We start from the raw sequence: 18,060 nt of genomic DNA on the forward strand, positions 1-18,060 counted from the left end.
TGTAGATTCAATTAGATGTGAAGTTACGCGCATAAAAAAGCTCCAATTAAGGAGGCTTGCAACAACTAATGGGCTAATTACAACTTATCCCAAGCGTCTGACCAATAAACGGTTTCACCAGGCGCATAAGAAGGGTTTGAACACCAACCCGTGTATGGCCATGGTTTACATTGATACAAGTTGCCATCTGAACCTGTGACAATGTCACCTGCTTCATAGGTTTTTCCAGATTCATACGGAGGGTAACTGCTGCCATCAGAAACAATCACAGAGCGTTGAGCTGTCGTAGTCTGATTTGCACTATCCGTTACTCGGTAAACCAAGTCGTAGACACCTAGCACGTTAACATCTACGCTGCCCTCAACACGAACTTGATCAGTCAAATCACCGTCTTCTGCATCCGTCGCTTTTACGCCTGCCATTGGGTCAAATGCGTCACCAAGCTGTATGGTCGTATCCGTTACACCTTCAAACTCAGGCACAAGGCTGTAAACAACAACTGTTCTGCTTTGCTTAGTTTCATTGTTGTCGCTGTCTTTTACACTGTAAACCAAAACATATGTGCCAACGGTGTTCACATCAACTGAACCTTCGACAGTAATGCTGTTAGTTAGGTCTCCATCTTCTTTATCAGACGCGGTAACACCTGCATACGGATCAAATGAACTACCGTGATGCACGCGAACATCACTGATGCCGCTGAACACCGGTTCGCCTTCACTTGGCGGTGGTGGAGTCTGGCCATGGATGAACGGACCGTAATCCTTCACAAACTTTTCACCGTACGCCTGACCATTCTTGTCTGTGCCCATATCCCAGTTCACCGACCATGTCATTACGCCACGAAGTGCCTGCCCTTGCGCTTTAAGTTGGTCAAACGCATCGTAAAGATCTTGAGGGTCTTGTACAAAGCCCGTTGCAGCAGCATCAATGTTAGATGGGATACCAAACACCAGTTTGTCATGCGGGATTTTGTGGAAACCGCGTGTACCGTTCGATAGAGCGTCCGAAATGTAGTAAATAAACTCTTGTTTTAACTCATCATTGTTTTGCGCGATCCAACCCACGCCATCAACCCAAATACCGTCACCACCTTGGTTGTAAAACTGAGGGTTGATCCAATCGTAGTACCCTTCTAAACCAGTAATGTAAGGAACATACTTGCCACCTTCTGTTAGATAAGGGAATTCAGGCGCCATCGTAATTAGGAAGTTCTTACCTTGTTGTTGATAATGCTCTTTTACAAGGCGAAGTGCAGCTGGAATTACGGTTTGGTTGTTCTCTGCCGTTACTGCAGACTGCTCTAAATCGATATCTAGACCATCAAAACCGAACTTATCCGTTAAACGAATAATCTCTTGTGCGAACGCTTGTTCGTCACCAGTTTTAAGTTCAACGTGCGCATCTGCGCCACCAAGAGCGATGAGAACGGCACGTCCTTGTTGGTTTAGAGCTTCAATTTGGTCAATAAATTGTTGTTCTGAAAGGCCGATATTTGGATCGAGCTTAAAGGTTGGAATACGACCTTCACTGGTATTGAATACCTTCATAAAGGAGACGTTAACCACATTGTACATAGGATCAACTTCATCCAATGTTACACACGGTGCATTACCTCCCTTGTAACCAGCGCCATCGCACCAGTTATGCCAGTAACCCACTACGACACCACCATCAGGATTTACCATCTCATTAGCGGATGCGACGTTCGCAAGACCACTCAAACCCATTGCTACTGCTAGATATAGCGCTTTTTGCTTCATCGTGTTACCTCTCATCCATTTTGTTTCATCACAACAATCATTCAGTACTTTGTATTGGCACTTAATGAATTTCGTTTGGATTATATGGCTGAGCTAAGAAAACAGATACACTTACAAAGTTATGTTTTTAATGTCTATTTTATAATTGTGATCTTAATTCACGACGCAAAATGAACCGTAAAGCTGCGCACGCAATTAAGCGTGACGTTCTATCAAAATCCCACAAAAACTTAACCAATCTTCTTTTTTTGGAGCTCGCTCGCAACGATTTCATCAGGATTTAACCCTCTGCATATCAAAAGTTTGCACAACGTAGACATTGTGCTTTAACACCGAGCTTTATAATACGTGCTTGCAAACAGAGGTTAATTTTATGAAATTAAAAACCGTGTCAGCTTGCGCTATCTTGATTCTTCTTGCTGGATGTCAGCAAAATACTCAAGATGAAGCGGCACAACCAACAACCTCGGCAGATGTATGTAATACACAAGGAAATATGCCAGGTGGGTGGAATGAATTTGACGCCACCCCAGACGCTCAAAAGGCTATGGCCTTTGTCCTAAAGAAAATGGAAACTCTCGCTTCGTTTAAACAGATCTTGTCCGTTCATGCACAGGTTGTCAGTGGCGTGAACTACGCGATAGAGTTTGAATTGAATGATGGCTCAGTTTGGAACACGGTTGTTTACCGCAACCTTGATGGTGAATATGCGATTACGCAATCGCCGAAGGAAGGTCGCTTCTGCGAACAGTAAGTGCTTCGAGACAGAGAAACAAAAAGCCCCGCTATTTTACACCGTAATCTAGCGGGGCTTTTGTTTATGTACGTTTACAGGTATTGATTAAGAATCAAATACCATCTGAGATTTCACAGAAACTGTAGAACCAAGTCGCGACGGTTCAACATCAATACGCTGTGCCATTTGCTCTTTCAGTTCAGATACGTGAGAAATCACGCCAATCATGCGACCCGTTTGTTGTAAGTCGACCAAGGTGTGAATCGCAAGATCCAAAGATTCCGGATCTAAGCTGCCAAAACCTTCATCAATAAACAGCGTATCCAAGCGAATACCACCACTGTAAGACTGCACAACATCAGATAGACCGAGCGCTAATGCCAACGCTGCCATGAAAGATTCACCACCTGATAACGTCGCAACATCGCGCGTTTTACCTGTGTAGCTGTCCTCTACTACCAGATCCAAGCCTCGTCCTGCCGCACCTTTAAAGCCTTCCGTTTTACGAGCCAAGATATAACGACCTTTACTCATCAGACTTAAACGCTGTGACGCTTGAATCAATACATCGTCTAATAACACACCAAGGACAAATCGGTGCAGACTGATGCGGCTGCCCGTTTTACCGCTTGCAACGTCATACAAAGTGCCAAACACTTTGTATTCGTTTTCTAACTTAGTGTTCTTGTCATGTAACGTCGCGATGTCATTACGGACTTTCTCTAGACGTTCAAACAATGAGCGCGTGCTATCAAGCTGATTACGCGCTTCAACGTAATTTTGCTGATTGCTGTTTAGCTTAACGTTAAGCCCTTCTAAATCTGGTAACACCAAGTCTTTCAACGTTGAACTTAAATCTGCCAAAGTTTGTTCTAGCTTGATTTGATTCTGTTTGAACGCATCAATTTCTTGCTGCCAAATCTGCATCTCGGCTTCATCAACTTTACTTGCTAGGAATTGTGCTTCATCCTCGAACGCGCTCGCCTGCAACGCTTGCACCCAATCGGTTTTGGCTGTGTTCAAACGCTCTAGTGCCTCATTCAACCACTGTTGATTGGTTGTCAGTTGGCTTTCAATATTGGTCTTCGCCAGCACGGCTTGTTGTAAATGGTTTTGTGCAGACTCGAATGCGGTATTTAACTCCGTAATCTGTTTTTGAATCGCAACAATATCTTGCTCAAGAACTTCAAGAGATGAGTACTTGGTATCTAACGAAGCAGACAATTTAACCAGTTGCTCTTGGTTCACTTTTATCGTCGATTCATTCGCCGCCATCTGGTTTTGCAGATCATTGATCTTACCTTCCCCAGTAACACAACGCTGGTTTAACTCATTGACGCTTTGTTCCAGCTGAACCAAGTTAATCGATGACAATTGCTGTAAACGTTCATTGAGCTGCTGCATAGACGCTTGTAACGCGCTTAAATCCATTGATGCGTTTTGGCCAAGCTCAACGGATAGTTGCTCAATCTGCTGCTTGTATTGTCCGACTGCGATATTGTGCTGCTCCAACTGATTGTTCAATTGGTTAAGTGCAACTTGCCCTTCTCGCTCCGTGTTTCGAGCACGCTGAACCTGCTCTTTTGTTACCTCTTCGCCAACAAACTGAGCGGGCTGAGGGTGTTCTACACTACCGCACACCGGACACATTTCACCGGCTTGTAAGCGCTGAGCCAATACAGCGGCTTGAGCATTGTGCCAGCTCAATTCAAATGTATCTGCTGAGCGTTGAAGTTCTACGTATCGCGCTTTTGCTTGGTCAACCGAAGCTTGTTTGCTTGGCGTCAATGCATCCAATTTAGCTAGCTCTTGGTTCAAGCCAGTTAGCTTCTGTAGGTCTTGCATCAAACGTTGTTGCTGTTTTATCTCAGCCTCTACACTGCCAATACTTGCAACATCGACTCGAGCTTGATCCAGTGACTTCTGACCTTGTTGCGCCTCTAGCGTTAACTTCTCTTTCAGTGCGATATATTTCTTAAGCGTTACCTCAAACTCGGATTTTTGCGTCAAACCTGCATTAATGACTTTCTCTAGCTCTGACTTTTCAACCAACTTTCCTTTCATGCCTTCAAGTTGGTATTGCTGCTCTGTCAGTTTTGGCAATTGTGCAGCTTGTTCTTTCGCGGTTTGCAATGCGCTTTCTTTGGATTTTACCGCGTCATTTGCCACAGTAAGATCTTGAGATAGCTTAGCCACCTTTTGCTCAAGTTCTTGCGTTTGCTTTGAGGCATTTTGTAACGTGACATAAGGCAACTCAACCTTGCTTGCCTTCTTCGCATTGTCTAACTGCAATTGACGTGATGAAACAGCATCGCTCTGTTCCAAATGTTGCTTCAATGCAATTTCGGCTTGCTCGCGCTTTTTAAACTCATTGCTCAGCGCTTCTGCTTTTTGCAGTTCCGTTTTTACCGCATTTAATTGAGCCAGAGATTCTTGCTCTTGCTTTTGTACAGATTCAAATTGAACAGATAATGCTTCACGCTGCTCTGTTAACTCCACTTCGGAAGAAACACCAGCTACCTGCAGTGCGCCTCGAATTTGGTTATCAAACTCGTCTTTGGCTTTGCTAATGGCACTCGCTTTGTCTTTCAGTGCGTATTCAATCTTCTTGTAGATATCCGTTTGGAATAGCTGACCAAAGATCTCTTCACGCTCTTTGGACGTCGCAAGTAACAACTCTCGAAACTTACCTTGTGGTAGCACCATCACTTGGCGGAACTGAGTTTCGTTCAAGCCAATAATATTGGTCACTTCTGTCTTTACTTGCGTTGTTTTGCTAGTGATGAGCTTTTCTTCGTCCGTAATCTCATACAAAGCTGCGGTATGCTTACGCACCGTCATGCCCTCACCACGCGCCTTTGGTGCTTCTTGTTCTGGTGAGCGAATCACTCGATAAGACTTGCCGTGTAAAGAGAACTCTAGCGTCACTTCGGTCAATAACGTTGGTGCTGCCATATCGCAACGCATTTGAATACCTTGGCGCTCGTTACCCGTTGTTTCACCATAAAGCGCAAAACAAATCGCATCGAGAATCGAGGTTTTACCCGAACCAGTAGGACCATTGATAAGAAACAGAGGGTTAGTTCCCAGCTTGTCGAATTCAATCGTTTCTGTTTGAGCAAACGGACCAAAAGCCTGCATTGTCAGTTTAATGGGTTTCATGTTTGGTCCTTACTGAGCTTGCTGAGAAAGTTGTTTGATGATGTCACTGATCGCTTGATCTTGTTCTTGCGATAATTGGCTGTCTTGCGCTTCCGTGAAGAAATCTCGGAACATGTCTATCTCACTTCTCGCCAACTTCGCTTGCGCCATCTCCTGCTCGACACCAATTAACATGCCCGGTTTTTCTAGGTGCAAAACATTCGGGTAAACAGTACGTAGCTTTTCCATTGGGTTTAAGATTGCGTGCTTATCCATCAAACGCACCAACAAGTAGTCTTCGTTTTTCGGATCGGTTTTGCCCTGCTCTATTACTTGTTCAAGTTCACCTTCAACGATTCGCATCTCATGAGGTGCGGCAAGGTCAATATGCTCTGCCGAGACAAAACCGTTTTGGTCAATTTCCACCAGCGTGAAACCTTTCTTTTGGTTTTGTTCACCAAAGCTGTATTTCATAAGTGAACCAGAATAACGAATGTACTCTTCGCCTTTTTTCTGTGGCTGGTGCAAATGCCCCAACGCTACATAATCAAAGTTTAGGAAATGCTCGTGACTGACGCGGTCAGAGCCACCAATCGAAAGTGGACGCTCAGATTCAGACTCAATGGCACCATCGACAAAGCAGTGGCTGACTAAGACGTTGCGTTGCTCTGGTTGGAACTGCTCAGTGATTTTCTCTGCGAGGAGCTTGTGCGCTTGATCGTGGGTCGAAACGGGTTCTTGATAGACAAAACGGACTTGCTCAGGGTCGTTATAAGGCATGCCATAAAAAGCAACTTGCCCTGCGCTTTCGGTTTCGATAACAACAGGGGTAAGCATGTCTTCGAAGTTACTGATAATGTGAAGACCCGCATTTTTCATCTGTTCTGAGCCAAAACCTAGGCGCTCAGCACCATCATGGTTGCCAGAAATCAGAATCATCGGCGTGTTTAGCTCACCACAGATTCGCTTCACCACTTTGTTAAGTAGTTCAATCGCAATGGTTGGTGGGACAGAACGGTCATAAATATCACCAGCAACAACCACAGCATCAACAGGGTTGTTTTCAATGTATTGGATTAACTGGTCAAGAACGGCTTGCTGATCGTCAAGCAAAGAGACGTTATGAAACTGTCGGCCAAGGTGCCAATCTGAGGTATGGATAAACTTCATTCGAATTCACTTTCTGCCATCTACATGGCGCTATCTTATTATCCCCCTAGGATATCGTGAGTTCGTAAGCTTTTCATGTGGTTTGTGTAACCAGCAACTGTACCGATTCAATTTTTCTGTCTATCGACGTGTCTGGCCAATTACTCTTCATTGTTTCATGCCTTGACACCCAACAAGACATGAAAACATCCAAAGTTAGAGTCTTTTGATCTTTTCCAGTAAAGGATCGTTACCTCCGGTAACTTCAACTTTGAAGTCAGCATAAGCTTCTTCTAAATCTTTATACTTTCCTAAAGCCCCTTCCACAAATAAGTAACCACAGGGAACATCACTCCATCGAAGCGGAGATGTTATTTCACCAGACATAGCACTCTCTAATAGTTTCCTTAAGCTACTTTGCGCTTTTGCTGCCGTAGTATCTGACTCAGAATATCGTTTGAGCAGGAGCCATAACCTCTTAGCTTTTACTTTTACATTTAGCTGTTCCATAAACATTATCCTAATTAGAGCTGTTTCCAATTAATTCAGGAGTTGACCATAGCTTGCGATTTGGAACTATTGACTGCATTGCACCACCCTGACGTTGAATATAACTTTCTACTGTAGGAGCTACAGGACTTACAAAAAGATTCGTATTTGCTTTTGCTTCGATTTGGAAAATTGAGTATCGCGGAGATTCACTCACTTTTGGTAACCCGAATGCGTCAGCCAACGTAATAGTTGAAGATGATACTTTCATAAACTCATCTTTAGTAGTAAAGAATGGAGAGTATGGTGAAACAGCTTGCCCCTCAGGGACTATTTTGATCAACGAGTTACCAGCTGTAACTGATGCTAGTTTCGGTAGTTCACTACCAGATGTGACTAATTCCATTGCCCTGTTTAGTATTACAGAGTCTGAAGCTGACGGATCTGCGGACTTAAGAAGTGATAATAGTTTGGTACCATCATTAGAAATCAAATACTCCCTCGCCGTATCTTCATCCACACCTAAAGTTCTAAAGGTCCATTCTGGTGCTGCGCGTTTATTGATCTTATGGTTAAGAAGAGTACTACTTTTCGCATTACCCTTTATTCTTTCAAGAGCAGCAATTTCATCTCTTACTATCTGACTAGTTTCAAAAGACCTACTTGTTAATTGGTTTTCTGGGCCTTTAGCTTGATTAATCCTTTGGAACTTTTGTGTGTATAAAGGAAGGCTTCTTGCCGTCACAGCTGATAGACCAGCAATGCTCAAGCTCTTAACTTGCGAAATAGTCTCGGGACTTACTGTAGCCCCTACTGGCCTTATCGCATACTCACTGGGGTATGCATAACCAAAACTGCTCGTTACTGCGACATAGTTATCAACAGAAAAATCTTCAAACAAGCCATTAATATCAAACGGTTTAGAAGAGTCATAAACGCTCGGGCAAGGAGCATTCATCAATAAATATTGAGAATTGTTATGCTGAGATAACTTTCCATAATTCCCCGACCCCATTGCGTAATACACCGACTTCTCAGGCGAATTGTCATTGTGTCCGGCAAGAACTGTCGGCGTGTCTTCTTTTGCACATAAACCTAAGGGGTCAACCCAAGAAACTGGATTTGGCGCAAATTGATAGTGGTTGGTTCCACCAAGCAGCCCTAGGGGATCGGGTTGGATAAATCGACCTATTTGAGGATCGTAGTAACGTGCTAAGTTGTAGTGCAGACCAGTCTCAATATCGAAGTACTGCCCCTGTAAGCGAAGGTTGTTTTTAACCGTCTTGATTTCAACGTGAGCAAATCCAAATGTATCGTATGTTGCTTGCCAAACTACCTGCCCATTCGAGTCTACCAAACGCTCTGGAGTTCCGATTTGATTGCATTGGAAGAAATAACACTCGCCGTTTTCAATAAGTGCAAGCGGAACAAAACTGTTTGGTTGATATAGATACCACCGATAACCTGAACGAGAATACTCGCCGACTAAATGACTTCCTTGCCAAATAAATTCGGAGGTCCCATTTTCGCTGATTTTCTTCGTTCTTCGACCTAGCGCATCGTATTCAAATTGGCATAAATGCCCTTCGCTTTCGACAACAATCAGTTGCCCTTTAGCATCGTAAGTGCAGTACTGCTCTCGTCCATTGCCTTGACTACTGGTTCTGTTTCCTAGTTCATCGTAGTCGTACCTGATACCATGGTGTTCAATAAGACGGTCATGTTTTCGCTGCGTACTTTCGTCATTAAAGTTGCCAAAACTGTCATAAACGTATGACTCTTCAGAAGTTTCCGTCTTTACTCTTTCTAATTGGCCGAGTTCATCATATTGATAATGTTGAGATCCCTTATCACTGTCGATGATAAGCGACAGAAAATGCTGTGCGTTGAAATGGTATTTACGCTCAAAACCAGTCCATGTTTGGCGCTTCAAGCGACCTATTCCATCGAACTCTCTCCGCTCTTTTCCCGCGCTACAGGTGATTATCGATAAACGTTGTAATTCATCGTATTCAAACTTAATTGAATCTTCTCTTTCAGAGCCGTTTGAATGAATCGTTAACCCGCATACCGTGCCAAATTGGTCATGCTCATATATAACCTCTGTGCCGTCGTCATAACGTTGAGAGCGAAGTAAGCCGTTATCTTGGTATTGATTGGTGAAAGAAAAGCGTCCCTGCTCTTCACTTACCAATTTTGTACCTAAATACGTATAGGAGACATTTGAAAAACGGTTGTGCGCGCGGATTAACTTGCCGCCTAAGGTGTGTTGGTAATGGTCCTCAACACCGCTATTTTTACCATGGGCTTTCACCCTAGCGATGCGACCAACTTCGTCATACTCAAAAGAGATGCGACCACTACAATGCAAGATTTCACTTAATCTTTCAGCCCGGTCATAGGTGTAGTTTGTTTGCACTTGATCGAAGCTAATTGTCTGGCTGATCTGGCCATCTGGAGTGTATGCAAACTTGTATTGGCAACCGTCAGAACGCTCGATAGATATCAGGTTCCTTTCCGCATCGTACGAGAAGGAAAAAGAGCTATGATCTGGTTTAACAATTTCCGTTGGTTGAGCAAAGTTCCCCCAAACAATTTGGGTTGTCCCTCTTGGTGTATGAACCTGTTTAACTCGCCCAACTTCGTCATATTGGTAGCGATGCTCTCGAGACGTGCCATCTTCTGAGCTTTGGAAGTATAGTCGTGTGAGTAAGTTGCTTTCGTTGCGCTCAAATCCGCTTATGAGGCCATGTGGGTAAGCGACTCCGTTCACTCGATCGCGCTCGTCATAGCTATAGCGAATCAAGCTTTGATCGACTTTTTTTGCTAACAGCTGATGCGAGTCATTCCACCACCATTGTGTACGAGATCCAGTATCAGCACTCTTTTCTACTTGTCTGCCATATTTATCAAATACGGCGCGTTCTTGAAGCCCGTTACTGTGTTGGTGCCTTACGAGCTGACCAAGTGCATTGAACTCTTTAAACTCGATTTCACCGTCAGGAAATTGATGCTTAATGCATTGACCAAATTCATTGTACTCAAAACCCTCTGTAGCCCCAGACGAGTGTGTCTGTTTCTCGAGCAAACCAAATGGGTTGTAGCTATGATGGGTGTATGTCTGATCTGCATTGATAGTACAAACTAATCTACCGAGTGGGTCGTACTCAAATGCCCTACATCTCGATTCAGGGCTTACACTCTCAAGCAGCTTGCCTTGTTCATTGTGTTTATAGTGCCAACAGTGTCCAAGTGAATTTCGGTATTTGGATTCGCTCCCATCAAACTCAAACGAGTAATCATAAACACTTTCATCCGCCCAATTTTTTATGCATTGCGCATCAGGCCCTCGCCCAGACCATGTAAAGTAGTGAGAAAGTCCGCTAGCTCTCGTTCGTTTAACAATTAAGTTTGTGTCATCGTATTGGTATTGTTCGATTAAACCATTTTCATTCTGAGCAGCGATCAATCGCCCATCAACATCGAATTCATACTTGGCTTGCAAATGTTGAGTCTTTGGGTTTCTAATCTCTATTAGTTGGCCTTGATGATTGTATTGGAGCTCAAGCTGGTTTTGTCGGTTGACGCATATATGGGTGATACGGTGGTTTCGAGAGTATTCGAGGTTTACCGTTTTCATATGACCTAGACGGATTTCAGTGGCAACCCATTGCTCATTCTTTAAGAAAAACTTGATTTGAGCTTCATTACTTAACGTAACTAATCGATAACCGCTGTGATGATACTGACAACTTGCACCTACATAAGTTTGGTAACTGATTCCGCCTTTGGCGACATTAGGAAATAGGATTGTGTCCCCCATTTCGTCGATGAACAGCCACCCCGTCACATTAGATTTTTCATCCAATACGTCTGTTAGCTCATATTGAAAAATATGTCTCCAACCAAAGCCAAGAGTTGTAGCGGAATCGCACAACGATGAGCGATACGTTCGTGACCAAACCAATCCATTAGGCAGTCCGACATCAGACAATGAGAGATTTTCTTCCCCTGTGACCATGGAAACAGGATCGCCTGCTTTTACATGCCTTTTGCTACTTTCTTCCTGAGGAGCACTATTACTTGCGACAGTGTTGGTACCTGAATGAGTGGCTTTCGAGTTATTACGCTCAATCTTCGCCACTTGGTTTATGACTTGGGAAGGTATGTTGGCCGATGGATAAAATGTGCTTGGCGCAGTCTTAGGCAACTCAATAGCAAAAAGGATTTTTTCTTGTAATCCTTGAGCAATAATTTGAAGAAGTTCAGACTTAGTCTTTGTCTGGTATTCATGTGAAAAAGTCGCACTCATGCTTGTCCATGACGCAATTTCACTGAGCTCCTCTAAATCGGAAAATGAAATTGCTCAATAAACGCTTCTGCACTTCGAGCGGTTGCAAAGCTTTGTTCCGATCCGGTACTGAGTTGCTGCGTGGAAAAGTAAAACGTGATTCCGTTTAAAGATGTGAGTTTGACAATCCTTTGTATATTCATTTTGTAAGTTACTCACTACCCCAGCGGTAAGTAGCGCCGACAGCATACCTACCGCGCTCAATATCAAGCTGAATACCTGAATAATTTTTATCGTGTGTTTCTTTCGGTTGCAGGCAAGCACAAATCGCCTTCAATACCCCTCCACTCGCCCCCAAAGGGCCAGTCGTGGTACCTATTAGCCGATAGGAGGTGCCTCTATTAACCCAAGGAGAAAGGAATTGAATTGATTCCAGCCAAACAGGCTCATCGCCTTCGGCTGACAACATCAATTCATCCAACTCCTGCACACACGACTTTCCGAGTTGCTTAACGACATTTGAAACCGCGGTGTTGTTACTATCGAGTTCAAGATCAATTGCGATCTTATTGAAGATAAGTCCCTGTTTTTGCGCGGAGCAGCGCGCGACAACTAATGAGTCGTGCTCCCCTTTAGCATCGGCAACATGTAAAGCGACAATCCATAATGGTTTAGTTTGTTTTACTGCTCGTTGGATTCGACTCAGCGCCATCAGAAAAGACGCGTTCCCATACGGATATAACGCCAAATGTTGAGGTTCTACTCGTTGAAACACCGAAAGAAGCAGCGTTGTAATACGTTGAAGCTCAACCTTGTCAGATAGCTTTGGTAACAGAAGATAAACTTGTCCTTCGATGCCGCATTCAGACAGCGCTTTCGAATAGTGAGTTAATCTGTCATAGACAGGTAAGACCGTGCTTTCCCTAGCTTGCGGAATCCGTTCGTTATTTTCTGATGGCCTTAGCGTGTTGTTAGCCAATTGCTCTACAGAAAACGCTTGATCGCCCAGCATACAAAGTTGGGATTGAAACAATAGCGCCATTTACCCACCAATTAATATTGCTGAGTTACCGGCAACAATTTTACCGCCATGCGCAGTGGCGTCTCCCAGCCTAGCTGCAGGTTTTCCGTTGATTTTGACGCTCGAAGACCCGGATGAAATAGTGTCTGGAGGCCCCACACAAGATAGCTTGTCTCCCTGACGCGCAGCTGGAATGCCAGAAATCTTGACGTTTGGAGAACCAACTACGACGGGCCCGCCCACATGAGAGACTTTATTTGTCTTTTTAGGGCACACATGATGACTCCCTAATACTGCCGCTGGTTTACCCATATCTGCTCACCTTTAGTTAAGAGAAATTTGACCAGCTTTAAGTGCTATGGCTGAACCATTAATAGAGATCTTGTTACCTTTAATGTTGATCTCCCCAGAACTCGACATTTGTATGGACGCCCCTCCTACCTTTATTTCAATGCTCTTACCTGCTTTAACGACAAGTGCTTCACCGATATCAATCCCTTGGTTTTTGCCTACTTTCTGACTTGCGTTATTACCAACCTCTTGCACGAAATCATTGGTAATCCTTTCACTTTTATTGTTCTCTACAGCAATATCGGCATTGTCTTCTACCACCATTTGAAAGAGTTTCTCAGCATGTAAATACACATGTTCTTCGCCGGGTTTGTCTTCAAAACGTAACTCGTTGAACTTATCGCTGCCTTTTTGTAATGAACGGGACTTATAGCCGCTTTGGGAAGCTTGAGCAGGTAATTGATAAGGTGTTAGCTGGGTACCGTTATAAAGAGCCCCGGTTACGATTGGCTGATCTGGGTCTCCATTTACAAAATCGACGATAACTTCTTGTCCGACTCTTGGATGGAATACACTCCCCCAGCCATTGCCGGCACTCGCTTGAGCGACTCGAATCCAACATGAACTGTTCGCATCATATTGACCTTCACGATCCCAGTGGAACTGTACTTTGATTCGGCCAAATTTATCGACGTAGATTTCGCCATCTTTGTTTCCTGTCACAATTGCGGTTTGCAAACCTCTAATCTGCGGTTTAAACCTCTGAATTTTTGGGCGCAGAATGGTGTTTGAGTCAACGCAATGAAACGAAACCCTTACACCTTGTGATGACGTTCCACCCTGCCCCGTTTGGTTAAATACCGCAGCAGAAAGCGCAACAGAAGAGAGGACATACTCTTTTCCTACTCGAGTCTTATCCTCATGTTTTTAAATTTAAAAAGTTTGCCGATAGCAAATGTTCTGCAGCTCGATTCACCACTGCATTGATAAACGTCTTGCTGAAGTGATTCGATCGCGTGTGTATTTCGCAACACAAACTCATCGTCAGTTTCTGCTTCAGCTAAGTATTCGTAGTGCTCACTATTTGGCACCGAAAACAGTTGTGCAGATCCACTAGTTAGATTCTGTGGAGGTGATAAAGGCTTGAGCATATTAAAGCCGGACTTGTGTGCGGCTTTTGTCGTCAGTATTTGCGTTTCATTCCAAGAGTAAATGTGGCTTGCTTGGCCTGTTCCCGTCGTATGTTCGACAAGAAACTCTGAGCCAGGTATGTAAAAGTTAAGATCATCAAACAATTCCAGTATGTGTGCTGAATTTGTATGTGAGAAGCAGTAAGCAATCCCTTCTTCAGACAGGAGTCGTTCAACAAATGCCAGATCAGATTCTTCATATTGAACTTTATAAGTATATTTAGAGTACGACTTGGTAAGCTTTAGGCTAAAGCTTACGTCATGCTCAGATAATACTTCCGACACAATTTCTTTAATGTCTTTGTTTTGAAAAATACGGGAGTGGACTCGATAATCGGCAAAGCGAACTTTAGGCTCAATAAGTAAATCGATATTTCGATAGTTTTCACCTTGATGAGCAGTGGTCACCCGCGATCCTGCTAACTTAGCTCGTGAAACGACACCATGAAAGTAACGAGGTTGAAAGCTAACACTTGGATCATTGTCCATAGCGATAACAACCTCTTTGCCAATAATATTATTGAGCTCTTCGTGTTGCCCGTTGAAATAAGCTTGCGCATGTAATGAAAAAAGATCTGATACTTTTTCCTTATATTCAAATGAATTTAGAATAATGGCATCTGTACCAAATGGTGTAGAAATACGAATAAAATTATTTTTCTGTGTCGCTTTTTTCATTAGATACTTCTTTATAAAATAGCGGGAAGCGTTGACTTCCCGCAATTCAATTACATTTGTTGACCTTTCACACCGCTGTAGCCATATACTAATGGTGCAGATGTGTTGTTCTTATCGTCAGTTGGTGTCACTGTCATCATCATTTCAGTGTATGAAATAGTGATAGTTTCAATTGGGCGGTCATCTTGAATTGACACTGAATAGTTTGAAATCATTGCATCTGTAAGCTCGATTTTCATGATTTCTTCGACTTTCTCACCTTGCTTGGTGATGTGGAATACAGCTGGTTTACCTTTACCAATGGTCGCTTCTTTAAATAGATCCGGTGACGCGCGGTCTTGAAGCTTAGTAATTGTCAGGTCGTATAGACGTGTTGCACTTGCTTCACGGTCCATAGCAGTACCAGTGAATGATGAAATTTCACGACCAACACTCCAATCTACAGATAGTAGTGTAATTAGATCCTTGTACTGCTCAGCAGTTGCTTCACCTTTAATATCTGCATATTTAAGATACGTGTTAGACTGCATGCTAATCTCCTATAGCATTATTAATGACATATTGCTTAATGTTTTAATTATCTATTTTATTTTGATAATTAATGATTGATGTATCAAAAACTTCATTTTAAATACGCTCTTTTATATCTTTAATTAAGAATTAAATTAAGCGCTATTTCTGATCAAAAATGTTTATTATGAAGCGACTCTCAAATAATTTTTACTTTAGAAAAACTGTTAAATAAGTGAGACACTCAATGATTTAACAGAACCTTCAACATTAATTATTTCAAATGTCTTATCATTAAGAATAGCGTTCAATATTTCATGAGAAATCTTCGGTAATAGCGTATTTTCAATGGTTGTTTGCACGACTCTTGCCCCGCTCCCAGACTCGTTACTGCTATCAACAATGTCGGTTACAAGGTCGTCACTGAAATGAAGTTCAGCCGAATAGTGTTTTTCGATCCTGTCTGACACTTTTTTCAGCTTGAGGCGTGTAATTTGGGTAAGTACTTCCTTATCCAAAGGCACATACGGAAGGACATTCACTCTTCCCAAAAAGGCGGGCTTAAAGTCGTTTAGTAAGTCATCGTGTAGTGCTTCTTTTAGTGTACTTGGATCAGGAGCAAGTTCTGGGTCATCGAACAGTGACATGGTGGTATCCGTCCCCGTATTCGCTGTCATGATGATAATCGTATTTTTGAAATCGATATCTCTGCCTTCCCCGTCCTTAATTATGCCTTTATCAAAGACTTGGTAGAAAATGTCTTGAACTCCTGGGTGCGCTTTTTCCATTTCATCCAGCAGTATTACACTATATGGCTTACGTCTGACGGCTTCGGTTAATACACCACCTTCACCATAACCCACGTAACCAGGAGGAGAACCTAACAACAATGAGACCTTATGTTCTTCTTTGAACTCCGACATGTTGATTGTCGTAACGTTGTCCTCACTACCATACACTTTTTCCGCAATCGCTAACGCAGATTCCGTTTTACCCACACCACTTGGACCAGTTAATAAAAACACTCCGTTTGGCTTGGATTCATCAGTCAATTGCGCACTCGCCGTTTTGATCACCTCAGACATGATTTCTAGCGCGTGGTCTTGGCCAACAACCCTCTCGATTAAACTCTCTTTTAGGTTTAGAACAGCTTTTATTTCATCATCTTGCAGTTTGCCTAGTGGAATCCCAGTCCAGTCTGATATCACTTCAGCAATCAAAGCCTCGCTAACATGGGAAAACACTAAAGGCTGCGCACTCGCGTTTAAGTCGCTTTCGATTTCCATTAATTTTTTCTTATCTTCACTTAATGGTTCTAGAGCAATTTTTTCGCGTAACGCTATCGCTTGTTCAACCCACGCTTGTTCTTTGTTCCATTGCAACTCCAAGTCAGAGACCTGAGTAGATAACTCATCAATATCTCGTCTTATGCGCTGGACTGATTCAGTATTCTCCGAGCCAAATTGAAACTCTTTCTCAAGCTGCTTTAACTCGTCTTGTCTAAGTTGAACAGATTTCCTTTTGCTATCGAGCAACCCCGGAATGGCATTTTGGCTCAAGGCTACGCGGGAACATGCGGTATCTAAAACGGACACGGCTTTGTCTGGCAACTGCCTTCCATTTATGTAACGCGAGGAGAGCTGTACAGCGGCTTCTAAAGCATCGCTGGTGATGTAAACACCATGGTGTTCAGCCATAACACTCAATAGTCCACGTAACATGTTTACGGCAACCGCTGGCGTTGGCTCTTCCACTTTGACGACTTGAAATCGTCTTGTCAGGGCTGCGTCTTTCTCAAAGTATTTTTTGTATTCCGCCCAGGTCGTTGCTGCTATCGTTCGCAGCTCACCTCTTGCCAGAGCGGGTTTGAGAATGTTCGCAGCGTCACCTTGACCGGCTTGCCCGCCACCACCAATCAAACCATGCGCTTCATCAATGAAAAGGATGATTGGCGTGGAAGACTCGTTAACCTCTTTAATTACGTTTTTTAACCGATTTTCGAATTCGCCTTTCATGCCCGCTCCTGCTTGAAGCAGAGCCATATCAAGAGACTTAATTGAAACGCCTTCTAGCGCTGGAGGGACATCTCCGTCGACGATCTTTTGAGCCAGTCCTTCGACAACCGCTGTTTTACCGACCCCAGCTTCACCCGTCAGTATTGGGTTGTTTTGACGCCTTCTAAGCAAAATATCAATCATTAGACGGATTTCATTCTCTCGTCCAACTACTGGATCAATCTTCCCTGCCTTTGCTTGTTCAGTTAGATCCACGGTGAACTGCTCCAACGCCGCATTCGCCGCCTTTGCTCCAGTAAGGCCAGCTTGATGTGGCGAATTCGCCTCTGATAATCCAAGGAGTGCACTTGCCTCTACTTTGTCTAGCTCTGTGCTGACTTGGTTCATCACGTTCGCCAAGCTGTCATCGGACAAATAAGCACTTAGCAGATGGATACAATCAAGATCCGTTGCTTGAAACTCAATCGTCGAGACCATCATGGCGTTTTGCATCACTGAAACTGTATGTGCTGAAAGCCCCGGAACTGACTCACAACCTGTTTTATACTTTTCTAATTGAGATAGTAGTTGTGATTCAACTACCTGCGCGTCTACATTAAACTTATCGAAAACTTCAGCATAGATTTGATTGGGATTTTGGACGATGGTGAGTAACCAATGCGTCATTTCAATACTATGGTGAGTACGCGAACTGGCCATAGCGGCAGCTTGCTCAAGTGTTTCTCGTGCAACAGGTGATAACCTTTCGACCAACGCTGAAAGTGAGAGTAAAGCCATTTTGATTCC

9 protein-coding genes and 2 pseudogenes are annotated in these 18,060 nt (G+C 43.4%); 1 reads left to right on the forward strand and 10 read right to left on the reverse strand.

Annotation, left to right across the window (positions count from 1 at the left end; genetic code table 11):
- Positions 1 to 77: 77 nt before the first annotated feature.
- Positions 78 to 1,763: an immunoglobulin-like domain-containing protein gene (locus KHO06_RS22255; protein WP_212582532.1), complete on the reverse strand. Its 1,686-nt coding sequence runs from the start codon at positions 1,761 to 1,763 to the stop codon at positions 78 to 80.
- A gap of 373 nt (positions 1,764 to 2,136) precedes the next feature.
- Here KHO06_RS22255 and KHO06_RS22260 point away from each other — a divergent pair, with 373 nt between their 5' ends.
- Positions 2,137 to 2,517: a cystatin domain-containing protein gene (locus tag KHO06_RS22260; RefSeq protein ID WP_038891246.1), complete on the forward strand. Its 381-nt coding sequence runs from the start codon at positions 2,137 to 2,139 to the stop codon at positions 2,515 to 2,517.
- Between the two features lie 87 nt (positions 2,518 to 2,604).
- Here KHO06_RS22260 and KHO06_RS22265 read toward each other — a convergent pair whose 3' ends face one another.
- From KHO06_RS22265 to tssH, 9 genes and pseudogenes are all read right to left on the reverse strand, one after another.
- Positions 2,605 to 5,661 (reverse strand): SMC family ATPase, encoded by a 3,057-nt coding sequence (locus KHO06_RS22265; RefSeq protein WP_212582533.1) that lies wholly within the window; start codon positions 5,659 to 5,661, stop codon positions 2,605 to 2,607.
- 9 nt (positions 5,662 to 5,670) lie between these two features.
- Positions 5,671 to 6,810 (reverse strand): exonuclease SbcCD subunit D, encoded by a 1,140-nt coding sequence (locus KHO06_RS22270; RefSeq protein WP_212582534.1) that lies wholly within the window; start codon positions 6,808 to 6,810, stop codon positions 5,671 to 5,673.
- Between the two features lie 195 nt (positions 6,811 to 7,005).
- Positions 7,006 to 7,299 (reverse strand): hypothetical protein, encoded by a 294-nt coding sequence (locus KHO06_RS22275; protein WP_212582535.1) that lies wholly within the window; start codon positions 7,297 to 7,299, stop codon positions 7,006 to 7,008.
- Between the two features lie 976 nt (positions 7,300 to 8,275).
- Positions 8,276 to 11,772: pseudogene (locus KHO06_RS22280) on the reverse strand (RHS repeat-associated core domain-containing protein); the annotation flags it as partial.
- A gap of 8 nt (positions 11,773 to 11,780) precedes the next feature.
- Complete coding sequence (locus KHO06_RS22285) at positions 11,781 to 12,611, reverse strand: NAD/NADP transhydrogenase beta subunit (protein ID WP_212582536.1); 831 nt, start codon at positions 12,609 to 12,611, stop codon at positions 11,781 to 11,783.
- Positions 12,612 to 12,902: a PAAR domain-containing protein gene (locus tag KHO06_RS22290; RefSeq protein WP_212582537.1), complete on the reverse strand. Its 291-nt coding sequence runs from the start codon at positions 12,900 to 12,902 to the stop codon at positions 12,612 to 12,614. It lies immediately after the preceding gene.
- Between the two features lie 12 nt (positions 12,903 to 12,914).
- Positions 12,915 to 14,749, reverse strand: a pseudogene (gene tssI, locus KHO06_RS22295) (type VI secretion system tip protein TssI/VgrG).
- 50 nt (positions 14,750 to 14,799) lie between these two features.
- Entirely contained in the window at positions 14,800 to 15,279 is a 480-nt protein-coding gene (locus tag KHO06_RS22300; protein ID WP_005426862.1) for a type VI secretion system tube protein Hcp, read from the reverse strand.
- A gap of 207 nt (positions 15,280 to 15,486) precedes the next feature.
- The gene (tssH, locus tag KHO06_RS22305) at positions 15,487 to 18,051 is read right to left on the reverse strand and encodes a type VI secretion system ATPase TssH (protein WP_212582538.1); all 2,565 of its coding nucleotides are present in this window, start codon (positions 18,049 to 18,051) and stop codon (positions 15,487 to 15,489) included.
- Positions 18,052 to 18,060: the final 9 nt, after the last annotated feature.

Source organism: Vibrio sp. B1FIG11 (assembly GCF_905175335.1).
GTDB classification, from domain to species: Bacteria; Pseudomonadota; Gammaproteobacteria; order Enterobacterales; family Vibrionaceae; genus Vibrio; species Vibrio campbellii.

Excerpts from the sequence above, each read along its gene's own strand:
- KHO06_RS22290 (WP_212582537.1), bottom strand. The coding sequence starts at position 12,902 with ATGGGTAAACCAGCGGCAGTATTAGGGAGTCATCATGTGTGCCCTAAA.
- KHO06_RS22260 (WP_038891246.1), top strand. The coding sequence starts at position 2,137 with ATGAAATTAAAAACCGTGTCAGCTTGCGCTATCTTGATTCTTCTTGCT.
- KHO06_RS22270 (WP_212582534.1), bottom strand. The coding sequence starts at position 6,810 with ATGAAGTTTATCCATACCTCAGATTGGCACCTTGGCCGACAGTTTCAT.
- KHO06_RS22275 (WP_212582535.1), bottom strand. The coding sequence starts at position 7,299 with ATGGAACAGCTAAATGTAAAAGTAAAAGCTAAGAGGTTATGGCTCCTG.
- KHO06_RS22300 (WP_005426862.1), bottom strand. The coding sequence starts at position 15,279 with ATGCAGTCTAACACGTATCTTAAATATGCAGATATTAAAGGTGAAGCA.
- KHO06_RS22255 (WP_212582532.1), bottom strand. The coding sequence starts at position 1,763 with ATGAAGCAAAAAGCGCTATATCTAGCAGTAGCAATGGGTTTGAGTGGT.
- KHO06_RS22265 (WP_212582533.1), bottom strand. The coding sequence starts at position 5,661 with ATGAAACCCATTAAACTGACAATGCAGGCTTTTGGTCCGTTTGCTCAA.
- KHO06_RS22285 (WP_212582536.1), bottom strand. The coding sequence starts at position 12,611 with ATGGCGCTATTGTTTCAATCCCAACTTTGTATGCTGGGCGATCAAGCG.
- tssH (WP_212582538.1), bottom strand. The coding sequence starts at position 18,051 with ATGGCTTTACTCTCACTTTCAGCGTTGGTCGAAAGGTTATCACCTGTT.